Annotated in this window: 13 protein-coding genes and 1 tRNA gene; 9 read left to right on the top strand and 5 right to left on the bottom strand. The window is 52.2% G+C overall.

From position 1 onward, the window contains the following. The first annotated feature begins 170 nt into the window (after positions 1-170). Both atpD and atpC read left to right on the top strand, forming a co-directional pair. Entirely contained in the window at positions 171-1,619 is a 1,449-nt protein-coding gene (gene atpD / locus RHI63_RS04545) for a F0F1 ATP synthase subunit beta (RefSeq protein ID WP_310744881.1), read from the top strand. A gap of 67 nt (positions 1,620-1,686) precedes the next feature. Next, positions 1,687-2,103, top strand: a complete 417-nt coding sequence (gene atpC / locus RHI63_RS04540; protein WP_206201257.1) for an ATP synthase F1 subunit epsilon — start codon at positions 1,687-1,689, stop codon at positions 2,101-2,103. A gap of 55 nt (positions 2,104-2,158) precedes the next feature. On the opposite strand, the gene prfB is transcribed toward atpC, so the two are convergent. Next, a protein-coding gene (gene prfB / locus RHI63_RS04535) for a peptide chain release factor 2 (protein ID WP_206201256.1) occupies positions 2,159-3,272 on the bottom strand; the annotation gives its coding sequence in 2 pieces (ribosomal slippage) (positions 2,159-3,196 and positions 3,198-3,272; 1,113 coding nt in all). A 188-nt stretch (positions 3,273-3,460) separates the two neighbouring features. Here prfB and ftsH4 point away from each other — a divergent pair. Continuing rightward, entirely contained in the window at positions 3,461-5,320 is a 1,860-nt protein-coding gene (gene ftsH4, locus RHI63_RS04530; protein WP_206201255.1) for an ATP-dependent zinc metalloprotease FtsH4, read from the top strand. A 234-nt stretch (positions 5,321-5,554) separates the two neighbouring features. Here the strand turns inward: ftsH4 and RHI63_RS04525 are convergent, their stop codons facing one another. Genes RHI63_RS04525 through RHI63_RS04515 form a run of 3 tightly spaced genes read right to left on the bottom strand, consistent with a single transcriptional unit; the run spans position 5,555 to position 8,736 of the window. Continuing rightward, on the bottom strand, positions 5,555-7,021 hold the full coding sequence (locus tag RHI63_RS04525; protein WP_206201254.1) for a TldD/PmbA family protein: 1,467 nt from the start codon (positions 7,019-7,021) through the stop codon (positions 5,555-5,557). A 51-nt stretch (positions 7,022-7,072) separates the two neighbouring features. Continuing rightward, positions 7,073-7,378, bottom strand: coding sequence for a 50S ribosomal protein L25 (gene rplY, locus RHI63_RS04520; protein ID WP_310743449.1), 306 nt, complete (start codon positions 7,376-7,378; stop codon positions 7,073-7,075). A 14-nt stretch (positions 7,379-7,392) separates the two neighbouring features. After that, complete coding sequence (locus RHI63_RS04515; protein ID WP_149817309.1) at positions 7,393-8,736, bottom strand: adenylosuccinate synthase; 1,344 nt, start codon at positions 8,734-8,736, stop codon at positions 7,393-7,395. 142 nt (positions 8,737-8,878) lie between these two features. Between RHI63_RS04515 and RHI63_RS04510 the strand changes: the two genes are divergently transcribed. The 4 genes from RHI63_RS04510 (at position 8,879) to RHI63_RS04495 (ending at position 11,475) form a co-directional block, all read left to right on the top strand. After that, positions 8,879-8,950 (top strand) — tRNA-Thr (locus tag RHI63_RS04510). Between the two features lie 41 nt (positions 8,951-8,991). Continuing rightward, positions 8,992-9,624, top strand: a complete 633-nt coding sequence (gene ruvA, locus RHI63_RS04505; protein ID WP_310453314.1) for a Holliday junction branch migration protein RuvA — start codon at positions 8,992-8,994, stop codon at positions 9,622-9,624. Positions 9,625-9,665: 41 nt separating this feature from the next. Continuing rightward, on the top strand, positions 9,666-10,643 hold the full coding sequence (gene dcm, locus RHI63_RS04500) for a DNA (cytosine-5-)-methyltransferase (protein WP_310743447.1): 978 nt from the start codon (positions 9,666-9,668) through the stop codon (positions 10,641-10,643). Between the two features lie 79 nt (positions 10,644-10,722). Further along, positions 10,723-11,475 (top strand): BsaWI family type II restriction enzyme, encoded by a 753-nt coding sequence (locus tag RHI63_RS04495; protein WP_310800501.1) that lies wholly within the window; start codon positions 10,723-10,725, stop codon positions 11,473-11,475. Positions 11,476-11,544: 69 nt separating this feature from the next. On the opposite strand, the gene RHI63_RS04490 is transcribed toward RHI63_RS04495, so the two are convergent. Continuing rightward, positions 11,545-12,495: a hypothetical protein gene (locus RHI63_RS04490; RefSeq protein ID WP_310821926.1), complete on the bottom strand. Its 951-nt coding sequence runs from the start codon at positions 12,493-12,495 to the stop codon at positions 11,545-11,547. A 292-nt stretch (positions 12,496-12,787) separates the two neighbouring features. Between RHI63_RS04490 and RHI63_RS04485 the strand changes: the two genes are divergently transcribed. Beyond that, positions 12,788-13,078 carry a YggT family protein gene (locus RHI63_RS04485; protein WP_149817300.1) on the top strand — a complete coding sequence of 97 codons (291 nt, stop codon included), beginning with the start codon at positions 12,788-12,790 and terminating at the stop codon, positions 13,076-13,078. A gap of 28 nt (positions 13,079-13,106) precedes the next feature. Next, complete coding sequence (gene mnmG / locus RHI63_RS04480) at positions 13,107-15,020, top strand: tRNA uridine-5-carboxymethylaminomethyl(34) synthesis enzyme MnmG (protein WP_310821925.1); 1,914 nt, start codon at positions 13,107-13,109, stop codon at positions 15,018-15,020. Positions 15,021-15,063 lie beyond the last annotated feature (43 nt).

Genomic DNA, 15,063 nt, shown 5'->3' with positions numbered 1-15,063 from the left:
GGATCCCACTGAATCCGATAGAAAAAGGCTGCATTAGTGGTACGTTGTATTGTGGTGCGCTTGCACCAAACGCTGCATTCCACTTTCAGTCTCGATCGTTGTGCCCCTTGGGGAGCGATCGCCCTCTGAAAAAACGCAAATGAATTTACCTAGACAGTAGGCAAACGTCCATGGTCATATCAGCAGAACGAACCAATGTAGGCTTTATTACTCAGGTCATTGGCCCTGTCGTTGACATTGAATTTCCCAGCGGCAAAATGCCCGCCATTTACAACGCCCTGCGGATTCAAGGCAAAAACGAGGCCGGCTTAGACGTGGCTGTAACCTGTGAAGTGCAACAACTCCTTGGCGATAACCGCGTCCGTGCCGTTGCCATGAGCAGCACCGATGGCTTAGTGCGGGGAATGGAAGCCGTAGATACCGGTGCCCCCATCAGCGTGCCCGTAGGGACAGCCACCTTGGGTCGCATCTTCAACGTGCTGGGTGAACCCGTGGACGAAAAAGGCGCTGTCAGTGCCACTGAAACCCTGCCCATTCACCGTCCTGCTCCCAGCTTTACGCAACTGGAAACCAAGCCCTCGGTGTTTGAAACGGGCATCAAGGTGATTGACCTGCTCACCCCCTATCGCCGTGGCGGTAAAATTGGCCTCTTTGGCGGTGCGGGCGTCGGCAAAACCGTGATCATGATGGAACTGATCAACAACATTGCGACCCAACACGGTGGAGTGTCGGTGTTTGCTGGCGTGGGCGAACGTACCCGCGAAGGCAATGACCTCTACAACGAAATGATTGAATCGGGCGTGATCGACAAAAACGATCCCAGCAAATCTAAAATCGCCCTTGTGTACGGTCAAATGAACGAACCCCCCGGCGCACGGATGCGTGTGGGTCTGTCGGGGCTGACGATGGCCGAATACTTCCGCGATGTCAACAAGCAGGATGTGCTGCTGTTTATTGATAACATCTTCCGCTTTGTGCAAGCCGGTTCTGAGGTGTCGGCGCTACTCGGTCGGATGCCCTCTGCGGTGGGATACCAGCCCACCCTCGGTACCGATGTGGGTGCCCTACAAGAGCGGATTACCTCGACCACGGAAGGTTCGATTACTTCGATTCAAGCGGTCTATGTGCCTGCGGACGACCTGACTGACCCTGCTCCGGCCACGACCTTTGCCCACTTGGATGGAACAACAGTGCTCTCCCGTGGTCTAGCCGCAAAAGGGATTTACCCCGCTGTGGATCCCCTTGGCTCCACCTCCAACATGTTACAGCCGAACATTGTGGGTCAGGAGCACTATCAAACGGCACGGGCGGTTCAGGCCACCCTTCAGCGCTACAAAGAGCTGCAGGACATTATCGCCATTTTGGGTCTCGATGAACTCTCAGAGGAAGACCGTCTAACCGTGGCGCGGGCACGCAAAATTGAGCGCTTCCTGTCTCAGCCCTTCTTTGTGGCGGAAGTGTTCACCGGTGCCCCCGGCAAATACGTCACCCTCGAAGAAACCATCAAAGGCTTCCAGATGATCCTCAGCGGTGAGCTGGATGATCTGCCCGAACAAGCCTTCTACATGGTGGGCAATATCGAAGAAGCCAAAGCTAAGGCTGAAAAACTCAAAGCCTAGGTTTCACAGGTGTCCATACAGGGTGGGGCAACCCGCCCTTTGATCATTGAGTGGCAAGGGAAGCGTTATGGTGATGACCGTCCGGGTAATTGCACCCGATAAAACCGTTTGGGATGCCCCCGCTGAGGAAGTGATTTTGCCCAGCACAACGGGGCAATTGGGTATTCTCTCAAATCATGCCCCTCTCTTAACCGCCTTGGAAACGGGCGTGATGCGGGTGCGCCAAGACCGCGAATGGGTGGCGATCGCCCTCATGGGGGGCTTTGCCGAAGTTGAAAACAACGAAGTGACCATTCTTGTCAACGGTGCTGAGCGCGGGGACACAATTGACCTCGAAAAAGCCAAGTCCGAATTTGCTGAAGCACAGGCCGCCCTCGCTAAAGCCGAACAGGGGGAATCTAAACAGGCCAAAATTCAAGCCACCCAAGCCTTTCGTCGTGCCCGTGCTCGCTTGCAGGCCGCAGGGGGCGTGGTCGAGATTTAGGTTCTTTCCCTGATTTGCTGAACTGCAATTGCTCCCCCTAGGGGGAGTTTTTTGTTTAACTGGCTTCCTCCGTTTGCTGCCGCAGGTAGGCTTGGATAAAGGGATCGAGGTCACCATCCATGACCTCTTGAATGGCTGTCGTTTCCACCTCCGTGCGCAGGTCTTTGACCAGTTGATAGGGATGGAAGACATAGTTGCGAATTTGGTTGCCCCAAGCCGCTTCAACAGCATCACCGCGAATATCAGCAATTTCCTTGGCCTTTTGTTCTTGGGCAATGACTAATAGCTTGGCCTTGAGAATGGCAAGGGCTTTTTCCTTGTTTTGTAGTTGCGATCGCTCCTGCGTACAGCGGACGGCCAAGCCCGTTGGCTTATGGACAATGCGCACGGCTGTTTCCACCTTGTTGACGTTTTGTCCTCCCTTGCCGCCACTGCGAGAGGTGGTAATTTCTAAGTCGCTTTCGGGAATCTCTACCGTAACGGATTGATCCAGTTCGGGCATCACATCCACGCCGGCAAAGCTGGTTTGCCGTTTACCATTGGCATTAAAGGGAGAAATGCGCACCAGCCGATGGGTGCCCTTTTCAGAGCGCAGATAACCGTAGGCATAGCGCCCCCGAATTTCTAGGGTGGCTGACTTAATGCCCGCCTCCTCCCCCTCCGATAACTCGGCCAGATGGGTTTGGTAACCATGGCGCTCCGCCCAGCGGGTGTACATTCGCAGCAACATTTCTGCCCAATCCTGAGCATCAGTCCCGCCAGCACCAGCATTGATCGTGAGAATGGCGTTGTTTTTGTCGTAGGGGCCACTGAGGAGTTGTTCCAGTTCCCAGCGACTCAATTGGGCGTCTAAATCCTTGAGCAGCGTAGTCGCCTCTGTCACCAGCCCTTCATCCGGCTCTAGCTCCAGCAGTTCCAGTGCCGTTTCCACGTGTTCAATCGTTTTTTGCCATTGCTGAAGTTGGTTGAGGGCGTCTTTGGCTTCGGTCAACTGTTGGAGTGTGACTTGGGCGATCGCTTGATCATTCCAGAAGTCTGGCTGAGCGGCGGTGTGCTCAAGGTCGTGAATCTTGGCGTTTAATGCTGCTGGGTCAAAGATAGTCCTGGGTATGACCCAGGCGATCGCGCAACAAAGAAAAATCGCGTTTGAGGGTACTTAAATCAATCATTCTACGATGCAAAAGAGAGGAATTCTGTTGATATTTTATCAAAGGCTTGCCCGCTTCCTCACTGTAGCGTCGGGCATTTCTAGGCTAGCTGCGGGGTTGAGTGACCGAATGTTAAGCTTCTTGCCCTTGCCCTGAGTCCCTTCCAAGTGTCACCATGATCGGTAGGTGAACTCTGGGGAATCTAACCTATGGCCATCAAGAACCCGCCCGAAGTACCCCGTAATCGCTGGATTGGTAATCTGCTTCTTTTCGTGGGGTTGGGATTTCTCCTATTGAACCTACTTTTCCCCCAACTTTTTGCCCCCCGTCCACCTCAGGTTCCCTACAGTATGTTTATCCATCAGGTGCAAGAGGGGAAAGTGGCGCGTGCCTATGTCAGCCAAAATGAAATTCTCTACCAATTAAAGCCAGAGGGAGATAAACCGCCCCAAGTACTAGCGACAACGCCAATCTTTGATCTGGAGCTACCGAAACTCCTACAGGAAAAAGGTGTTGAGTTTGCCGCTGCCCCCCCACCGCGCAACAGTTGGTTGTTGAATGTCCTTGGTTGGGTCATTCCGCCGATTGTGTTTGTGCTCATCTTTCAATTCTTTGCCAGTCGCCAAGCGGGCGGTGGTCCTCAGGGGGTTCTCTCCATCAGCAAAAGCCGCGCTAAGGTCTATGTCGAGGGTGCCAACACGGGGATTCGCTTTGATGATGTGGCTGGGGTTGAGGAAGCTAAGGCGGAGCTGGTCGAAATTGTTGATTTTCTGAAAAATCCCCAACGCTATATTCAAATTGGTGCCCGCATTCCCAAGGGGGTGCTGCTGGTGGGGCCACCGGGAACAGGGAAAACCCTGCTGGCCAAAGCTGTTGCTGGCGAAGCCAATGTCCCCTTCTTCTCCATTTCGGGTTCGGAGTTTGTCGAGCTATTTGTGGGTGTCGGGTCGGCCCGCGTACGGGATCTCTTTGAGCAGGCGAAAAAGCAAGCCCCCTGTATTGTCTTTATTGATGAGTTAGATGCCATTGGTAAGTCCCGTTCCAGTGCCGGTTTTTATGGCGGTAACGATGAGCGGGAGCAAACCCTCAACCAACTGCTCACGGAAATGGATGGCTTTGATGCCACGGGGGCAACGGTCATTGTCCTTGCGGCAACCAACCGCCCCGAAACCCTTGATCCGGCATTGCTGCGCCCTGGACGCTTTGACCGCCAAGTCTTGGTCGATCGCCCCGATTTGAGTGGTCGGGAGGCAATTTTGAAAATTCATGCCAAAAAGGTGAAACTGGCCCCTGAAGTGGATCTACACGCAATCGCTGCCCGTACACCGGGGTTTGCTGGCGCAGACTTGGCCAACCTAGTCAATGAAGCAGCCCTACTGGCGGCGCGCAATCAACGGGAAGTGGTGACGCAGCAGGACTTTGCTGAAGCCATTGAACGCATCGTGGCTGGCCTTGAGAAAAAAAGCCGTGTCCTCAACGACAAGGAGAAGAAAATTGTTGCCTACCACGAAGTCGGTCATGCCCTTGTCGGCTGTGCGCTGCCAGGCAGTGGTCGGGTAGAGAAAATCTCGATTGTGCCCCGTGGCATGGCGGCTCTTGGTTACACATTGCAGTTGCCGACGGAGGATCGCTTCCTCCTTGATGAGCAAGAATTGCGCGCCCAAATTGCCACGTTGCTAGGGGGGCGATCGGCAGAGGAAATTGTCTTTGGCACGATCACAACTGGAGCCGCGAACGATCTACAACGGGCCACAGATTTGGCAGAGCGGATGGTGCGCAGCTACGGCATGAGCAAAGTCCTTGGTCCTCTTGCCTTTGAGCAACAACAGGCGAGCTTTTTGACGAACAATGGCATGATGCTACGGGCAGTCAGTGAGGAAACCGCTCAAGCCATCGATCGCGAAGTCAAAGAAATTGTCGAGTCAGCTCACCAGCAGGCGCTCAGTATTCTTAAGGAGAACCGTGACCTTCTCGAAGCGATCGCCCAAAAACTCTTGGAAAAAGAAGTGATTGAGGGCGAAGAACTCCACGAACTACTGAGCCAAGTAAAAACCCCAACCGCTGCCTAACCAAGGGAGCTGCAAAACCGCCAAAAAAAAAGACCAGCGGATTACTGGTCATTCAGTCCAATGTTTTTGTCTCAGAAGAGAAGTCAAGGCGCACACAAAGCGGTGAGGGCGATCAAAAAGCTGCACTGCCTTAGCTCCCCTTCTTCTTCCATGATAATGTAGCCAGAGTCACAAAAATTCACATATAAAATCTTTAGGCATTTCTACTCAAACCCATAACCGCAGGTAATCAGTTTAGCGGCCACCGACGGTAATGGCATCGACTTTAATGTGGGGTTGACCAACGGTGACGTAGATGCTGCCGCTAATCGAGCCACAGAAACCGGGGGCAAGGGCGAGATCGTTGGCAGACATTGAAATTCGCTGCATGATTTCTTTGGCTTCGCCAATCAGTGTGGCTCCCTTGAGGGGCTGTTTGATTTGGCCATGTTCAATCCAGTAGGCTTCCTCAACGGCAAAGTTAAATTGCCCCGTGGCACCGACACTGCCACCCCCCATGCGTTTGCAGTAAATGCCGCGATCAATGGAGGCAATTAAGTCCTCAACACGGTATTCACCGGGGGCAATGTAGGTATTGCGCATCCGCGAAGCGGCAGCATAGGTATAACTTTGGCGGCGGCCACTGCCCGTGCGAGGGTGCCCTGTGCGCATCGAACCCGCGCGATCGCTCAGGAAATTCTTAAGGATGCCATTTTCAATCAGCAACGTGCGCTGCGTCGGCATCCCCTCATCGTCCATATCAATACTGCCAAAGGCACCGCTGGTAATTCCCTCATCCCAAGCGGTCAAGTTTTCATGGGCAATTTTTTCGCCTTTTTTATCGGCAAAGGGGGTCGTACCGCGTTCAATTTGAGTGGTTTCCAAGAGGTGACCACAGGCTTCATGGAAGATCACCCCGCCAAATTGGTTGGCCATGATCACCGGGTAAGTGCCCGATTCCACATAGTCAGCATAGAGCATTTTGCCCGCCGCTTCGGCAACGGTATCGGCCAAGGTGGTGTAGTCCCACTGGCGCAAAAAGTCTGGATTACTGGTATCGCCATTGCGCTCACCAATGGAGGCGCGGTGCTCGCCATCCGCACAGAGAACAGAGGCCACTGCTGATTGGGTGAGGCGAATATCGCGACCAAAGGTGCCATCACTGGCGGCCACCATGACCTCTTGCCAATCGCGAAAATAACTGAGGCGGCGGGATTGCAGATGCTGGGTTTTCTGGCGTAGGCGATCGCTGCCCGCCAGCAGAATATCGGCCACTTCAGCAATAGAACTACAGGCGGCTAGCCAGCCTTCCTTGCGGCCTTGGGCATAGTCCCGCAGCAATTCAAGGTGGATTTCAGGCACGTAAGCTTGCGGACTGGGCAAAAGCAGCCCCATTAAGCCAAGGGCTTTTTCAAGGGCGGCGCGCAAGCCGTTGAAGCTGAGATCATTGGTGCTGACATAGCAATCACTGGTACCGCGAAAAACGCGAATACCCGCCCCTAAACTCAAGCGAGGGGAGACACTCGTCAGGCGATCGTCCTCGACAAGAGTACTAAGGTAATGGTTGCGCTCAAGGAAAATCTCGACAAAATCAGCGCCAGCCGCCCGCCCAAGGCCAAGGAGCGTAGCGAGGGGAGATTCCCAAGAGCCATCAAAGCGATCGCCTTCGGGGGAATAGCTAAGGTGGGCAAGATCCGCAGAACGAAGTAGCGTGGCTGGCATTGTTAACAATCACTTAACATATCCCCACTATAGCAAATTCCCCCTCGCAGCCTAGTTTTCAGCTTTGGCTAAAAAGGAGAGGTGGTAAAGGGTATCCTTGGCGGGGTGGGCTTGCACCTCTTGGAGCACCACCGTTCCCTGCCACGGCAAATCGGGGATCGAAAGCTGGATCGGGGTTTTCTGGAGACGGGCATCCCGCACCAAAAATTCGGCGGCATGGGTATCCACCACCAAGGAAATCGAAGACTCAATCGTCGGGCCGTAGAGGACGGCAGGGGTTTTGCCCTCACGGCGTAGGGCATTGGGTTTAGCATCGGCAGGGCGTAGTTGCCCCTCAATAGCTAAGGAACGAGACATTGCTGCAACTCCAATTAAGATAAAACGGGATGGACTTGGGTGCCATCATCCTTGAGGAGTGCCCGTTTCGGACCATGGATCGGATCCTCAACAATGATGGTTTGGCTGCGCTCTGCCCCCAACGAGACAATGGCGATGGGCACAGACATAATTTCAGCCAAAAACTTGAGATAGTTCAATGCCGCCTTGGGCAGATCATCAAGGGAGCGGCAATGACGGGTGGATTGCTGCCACCCCGGCAGGGTTTCATAGATGGGACGACAGCGGGCAAATTTGAGAGCATTGCTGGGGAAGTGTTCGCAGCGCTCACCGTCAATATCGTAGGCAACACAGACTTTGATCTCTGGCAGCTCATCGAGGACATCGAGCTTCGTAATTGCTAAGCAATCGAGACCATTGATGCGCACCGCATAACGGCCAATCACGGCATCAAACCAGCCACAGCGGCGGCGCCGTCCAGTTGTGGTACCAAATTCAGCACCGCGATCGCCCAAGAGTTCTCCCACCTCATCCAGTAATTCCGTTGGAAAAGGCCCTTCGCCGACCCGCGTGGTATAGGCTTTGGCCACACCAATGACGCGGTCAATCATCGTTGGACCAATCCCCGCCCCGACACAAGCACCCCCGGCCACAGGGTTTGAGGAGGTGACGTAGGGATAGGTGCCATGGTCAAGGTCTAAAAGAGTACCTTGGGCACCTTCAAAGAGAATGTTGCGCCGCCGGCGGATGGCATCATCCAGCACGAGGGAACCATCGACAATGTGCGATCGCAGGCGCTCACCGTAGGCACAGTACTCTTCAATGATCGGCTGCGGTTCGAGGGGCGCCAGTCCGTAGAGCTTTTCGAGGATCAAATTCTTTTGGGCGATCGCCCACTCCAGCTTGGCGGCCAACTGATCAGCATCCAGCAGATCCAGCATGCGAATCCCCGTGCGCTCCGATTTATCGGCATAGGTGGGGCCAATGCCGCGTCCTGTGGTACCAATGCGCCGTGAGCCACGCCGTTCCTCAGCAGCAATATCCAACTGGCGATGGTAGGGCATCGTCACATGGGCTGTTTCTGCAATCAGCAGATTCTCAGTGCTCACCCCCAACTGTTCCAGTTGTTCGAGTTCCTCAAGGAGCACCTTAGGATCCACCACCGTTCCCGCCCCAATGATGCACTGGGTATCGGGGTAGAGAATCCCTGACGGAATCAGGTGCAATTTTAGGGTCTGGTCTTTGACGACAATCGTGTGACCTGCATTGACACCGCCCTGATAGCGGACTACCACATCGGCAGACTTGCTCAGGAGATCGGTGATTTTACCCTTGCCTTCATCGCCCCACTGGGCACCAACAACGACGACGTTTGCCAAGTGATTTTCTTAACTCGTTAATTAACACAATCGTCTATTGTAACCCTTGGGGCAAATGCACACAAGCGCGCGATCGCAAAAATTTTGCCATTGCCCTGCCCGTCCTAGGGGCGATCGTGCTAGCATAAATAATGCTTTGAATGCCGATGTAGCTCAGTGGTAGAGCACTCGATTCGTAATCGAGCGGTCGTGAGTTCGAATCTCATCATCGGCTTGGCTCACCCATTTCCAATCGTCTGCGAGCAGGAACAGACTGTGTTTGCCTACCTCAGAGGAACTGTTGTTGCCCATCAATCGGAGGGGAGCCATCGCTCTGCCCTCATCCTAGAGGTGAATGGGGTCGGCTATCGCTTACTGGTCCCGTCCCATCTGTTGCGGCAGTACCCACCGAGTGCTGAGGTGGTGCAGATTTTTACCCATCTCAGTGTCCGTGAGGATCAGATGCTCCTCTATGGCTTTGCCTCGGCAGCGGAGCGGGATCTCTTTTTGCGTTTGATCCGTGTCAATGGGGTTGGGCCACAGATGGCGCTATCGTTGCTGGATACCCTACCTTTGCCAGAGCTAGTCCAAGCGATCGTCAGTGGCAATACCCGTCGTCTCAGCCGCGCGCCCGGAGTCGGCAATAAAACCGCTGAGCGCATTGCCTTGGAACTGAAAGCCGCCCTGAGTGCTTGGCGACAGGAAACGGGGTTAACAACGGCTCCCGCTGGCCTGCCCACGGAAGCGATGCGTGAAGAACTGGAGTTGACTCTTTTAGCCTTGGGTTATAGCGATCGCGAGATTGAAGCTGCCCTTACTGCCATCGGCCAAACGAGCACCCTCGCCAAGAATAGCGATCCAGAGGCATGGCTACGGGAAGCCATCACATGGCTAAGTGCCAATACCTAGGCTTTAGGATAAATAGAGACGACACTTAACTCTAGACTGCTATGGGGCAGCCAACCTTCATTGATCTATTTGCTGGCATTGGTGGCATGCGGCTCGGTTTTAGCCAAGCAGGTGGTTGCTGTGTTTTTAGCTCAGAGTGGAATAAGTTTGCCCAAATAACCTACGAAGCAAACTTTGGCGAAGTGCCAGCAGGAGACATTACTCAAATCCCCTCGGAGAGGATTCCTGACCATGACATATTATTAGCGGGTTTTCCCTGTCAGCCCTTTAGCATTGCGGGTGTCAGCAAGCACAATGCCCTAGGAATTGATCATGGTTTTCAGCACCCGACTCAAGGCAATCTATTTTTTGAAATTGCGAGGATCATCAACGATAAACGTCCTAGGGCTTTTTTGCTAGAAAATGTTAAAAATCTTCAAAGCCACGATCGCGGTAGAACCTTTCAAAGGATTCAAGAAATTCTAAATGATTTGGGATACTACATCTATTACCAAGTCATCAATGCTGTTCATTTTGTGCCCCAGCATCGAGAAAGAATTTTTATTGTGGGTTTTAGAGAACCCCTTGAATTTACATTTCCTCAGGTACCAATTCAGCAACATAGAGTTAGGGATATTCTGGAACCGTCAGTAGATGCTAAATATACGTTGAGCAATCATCTGTGGCAGTATTTGCAAAACTATGCTGAAAAGCATCGTGCCCGTGGTAATGGATTTGGCTATGGGCTAGTTGATTTAGAGGGAGTAACCCGAACATTAAGCGCAAGGTATTACAAAGATGGCTCGGAAATCCTCATTCCCCAAGAAAACAAGAATCCCCGCCGCCTGACGCCAAGGGAATGTGCCCGCTTAATGGGGTTTCCCGACTCTTTCAAAATTGTGGTGAGTGATACAAGGGCATACCAGCAGTTTGGCAATTCAGTCGTGGTGCCGCTGGTGAAAGTTATTGCTGATGAGATACTAAAATCCCTAAAGCAGGGAAAATTATTAAAACAAACTAGGCAGCTTACGCTCTTTTAGTTCAGATATGTCATTCAAGGTTTTAAGCAAGCAGGAAAAGAAAGTTTTAAGAAAGATATGTTCAGGCAATAAGTATTACATGAAGCCTATTGTTAAGAGAGTTAATCAATGGGTTGCTAGTCAGAAAAACATTAAGGAAGCATGGCTATTAGTGCTTAACCAGTTACACGACATCATACGAGCTTCTCAGATTGATGTGGAAATACTTTTAGATCAAAAGGTTAAACAGGGGAAAATAGAGAATAAAAATCAAGCAATAAAGAGCATTGCTGGCAATGCTTTTTCAAACGCCTTAATTTACATCTTTCTTGTTAACAAATGTTGCAAAAACATACCTGAATGGATGTTCATAACATCTCAGCTATCAAGTGTTCCAAATTTCAGGCAGTCAATTAATATCAATATCCAAAATGAAGTGCAAAAACCAGATATGGATATTGTGATTTATGCAAATAATAATATTAAGCAAAAACATACACCTGAAAGCTATATCATTTTGTCTCTTAAAACATCCTTAAGGGAAAGGGCGGCTCAAACTTATAAGTGGAAACTCCTAATGGAAGTTGCTCTACATAGCCCTGAATTATGCGAAAAATATAATATCTCCTATCGATCGTCAGTAGTTCCGATTATTTGCTTTGCAACAACAAACTTTTATAACGAAATTAATAACCCTCAGCAACGCGGAATGTTGAAATTCTTTGATCGGTCTTTTATCGCTAAGGAAATAATAGATTTTACAGAAGATGCGTTTATTTATCCTCTTTCTAACTTAATTCCATTTGCTATAGAAAAGCTGTCAAATCCCTATGTTCAGCTTAGTTTGTTTTAACCCGCAAATAAAAAAGGGGCAGTTTTATGCCCCCTAGTATTAGCAAACTATAGCGAACAATTTGAATCTCTAGGAAAACATGGGCAGGTGAGAATAGATGGCTGTCCACAGCGGACTCCAAGGCCCAAGGTTGAGTACTAGAGTTGCGATCGCCACGGTGCTGCTGAGCCATGTCAGCCATTGGGCGTAGATATTTGCTCCTTGCTTCTGTGTTTGCAGGTGTTCAACAGTTTGCTGAAGCTGCTCGACTTCTTGGTTAAGATCTGTAATCTCATGGCGTAGCCCGTCAATTTCACGATCGCGCTCGCTGACTGTGGCATGACAAGCCGCTAGTTCTGCCTCTTTTTCGCGACAGGTGGCTTCAATCGTGGTCAGAGAAGCGGTCAATGTCGCCGTTTGACTGGCGTATTCTTCTTCGAGGCTGCTACTGCGCTGGTAGGCGGTTTCTAGCTCTTGGCGATAGCGATCGCAATTGTCCCGTAGGGCTTTGTTTTCCGCTTGGCTAGTGTTGAGGGCATGCATCAATTCCGCCACCTGTTGGCGATAGTCACTAACTTGAGTGTGTAGTTGCTGTTGTTGGTCTTCTAGCTCTTGGCGATAGCGATCGCAATTGTCCCGTAGGGCTTCGTTTTCCGCTTGGCTAGTGTTGAGGGCATGCGTCAATTCCACCACCTGTTGGCGATAGTCACTAACTTGAGTGTGTAGTTGCTGCTGTTGGTCTTCTAGCTCTTGACAGCGGTTTTGCAACCGTTCCACCTCTGAGCGCAATTGCTCAATTTCTTGGCGCTGGCGATCGCGCTCCTGCTCGCTACGGCTGACTAGTTCCTTTAGCCCTTCGATGCGCTGGGCTTGTTCGCTGACAATCCGGTGCAGGCGATCGCACTCTTCCTTCAAACGTTGCACAGAACCCTTGTACTGCCGCTGTACCCAAGCCCGCAAAAACGATAGGCCAGAGATGGTAAATCCAATCAGGGCATAGGTGCCCACCAATATATGACCCGTGGCCGACATCTGTAACATATTGAACCCCTGAACTTCAGTTGAATGTCAATGAAAACGCCGCCATCCAGAATACAGCCCTTTTCCCAAGGATGGAACCCGCCCAAAACAGTCAAAGCCGCTGTCGGACAGGCCTCTATCTCTTTATCCTTTGGCGATCGCTCCCCTATGCAGGGGCACAGCGATAACTTTATGGGAATGCATGCAGAAACTTCTATTTCCTAGTCTAGCGAGGGAGAATGACCGCTGGGGCTAGCTTCTTGCCAGCATTGGTACAATAAGGGATGCACTTGAATTTGCAAGGGGAAGACCAATGACCGAGGCACCTGTATTGCCCATTCTATTGATGGGGATTGCGAACTTTTTGCAGATCTACTTAATTGTGCTGCTGATTCGGGTTCTGCTGTCGTGGTTTCCCAATATCAACTGGTACAATCCGCCCTTTTCGATTCTCAGTCAGTTAACGGATCCCTACCTGAATATCTTTCGTGGCCTGATTCCCCCCATCGGTGGCCTTGACTTTTCGCCGATTATTGCCTTCTTCCTCTTGCAATTTATTGTCCAACTCTTATCGGGGTTCTCCAGTAGCGCCACGTTCTTCTAAACCATCGCTAGCCTAGGGTGCAATCGCCATGTCAACGCTGCCTGCGTTTCAGGATGAATTTGATGTCATTGTTGTTGGTGCCGGTCACGCCGGCTGTGAAGCGGCCTTGGCAACGGCACGGTTGGGTTGTCGTACCCTCTTGCTGACCCTCAACCTCGATAAAATTGCTTGGCAGCCCTGTAATCCTGCCGTGGGTGGCCCCGCAAAATCGCAACTGGTGCATGAAGTGGATGCCCTTGGGGGCGAAATTGGGCGTGTGACCGATCGCACTTATCTGCAAAAGCGGCTCCTGAATGCCTCACGGGGGCCAGCGGTCTGGGCATTGCGGGCGCAAACCGATAAGCGCGAATACAGCGCCGTCATGAAGCAGGTGGTGGAAAATCAGCCCAACTTGCTCGTGCGCGAAGGCATGGTCACGGATTTAGTCCTTGATGCCAATGACACGGTGATTGGGGTTGAAACCTACTTTGGCGTCGCCTTTCGCTGTCAAGCAGTGATCCTGACAACGGGAACCTTCCTCGGTGGCCGCATTTGGGTGGGAAATAAATCCATGGCCGCTGGTCGGGCTGGCGAATTTGCCGCTGAGGGACTCTCCCAAACCTTAGCACGGCTCGGTTTTGAGGTGGATCGCCTGAAAACAGGAACACCCGCACGGGTAGATCGGCGATCGGTGGACTACAGCAAGATGGAACCGCAACCCCCAGATGAGCAGGTACGCTGGTTTAGCTTTGACCCCACCGCATGGGTGGAAAGACCCCAAATGAACTGCTACTTGACGCGCACCACCGCTGCTACCCACCAACTCATTCGCGAGAATTTGCACCTGACGCCCGTCTATGGCGGTTGGGTGGATGCCAAAGGCCCCCGCTACTGCCCCAGCATTGAGGATAAAATTGTCCGCTTTGCTGACAAAGAAAGCCATCAAATTTTCATTGAACCCGAAGGCCGCGATACACCAGAACTCTATATCCAAGGCTTTTCCACGGGGCTACCGGAACCGCTGCAATTGCAACTGTTGCGCACCCTGCCGGGGCTAGAAAACTGCATCATGCTGCGTCCGGCCTATGCAGTGGAATACGACTACTTGCCGGCAACCCAGTGCTTTCCCACCCTGATGACGAAAAAGATTCAGGGGCTGTTTTGTGCCGGACAAATCAACGGTACCACCGGCTATGAGGAGGCCGCCGCCCAAGGGATTGTGGCCGGGATCAATGCGGCTCGCTTTGTTCAGGGGAAACCGATGATCACCTTCCCACGCCAAGAGAGCTACATCGGCACCCTGATTGATGATCTGTGCACGAAGGAACTGCGGGAACCCTACCGCATGCTCACCAGCCGCTCGGAATACCGCTTGGTGTTGCGATCGGACAATGCTGACCAGCGGCTCACCCCCTTGGGGTACGAGATTGGCTTGGTGAGTGAAGCCCAGTGGCAAGTGTTTCAAGCCAAGCAACGCCGTCTTGCGGCGGAGACCCAACGCCTGCAAAGCACCCGCATTAAAGCCCATGAACCCGTGGGCGAAGCGATTGTGGTCGCGACGGGTCAAGCGATTAAGAGTGCCATTGCCCTTGATGAGTTGCTGCGGCGATCGGGGGTACATTACGACCTACTGGATCGCCATGGCCTTGGCAATCCCGATCTGACTCCCCAAGAGAAAGAGGCGGTTGAAATTGCCATTAAATACGCCGGCTACATTGAACGGCAGCAACGGGAAATTGAGCAGATTGCCCGTCAAGACCAGCGTCCGCTCCCTGCGGATTTGGATTACTTTGCCATCCCCACCCTTTCAATGGAAGCACGGGAAAAACTCAGTACCATCCGCCCCCTCACCATTGGTCAAGCCAGCCGTATTGGTGGGGTCAACCCGGCAGATATTAATGCCCTTTTGGTCTATCTCCAAGTGCAACAGCAGCGGCAATCCCTAACGGCGGTGGGGAGCTAGAACCGTGTGGCCGGCTGAACTAGAGTTGTCCTATGTCAGACAT

It is taken from the genome of Thermosynechococcus sp. GLH187, from assembly GCF_031583395.1.
Classification (GTDB): domain Bacteria; phylum Cyanobacteriota; class Cyanobacteriia; order Thermosynechococcales; family Thermosynechococcaceae; genus Thermosynechococcus.
The sequence above is the reverse complement of the archived record's forward strand: the minus strand, read 5'-3'. Positions and strand labels throughout refer to the sequence as shown.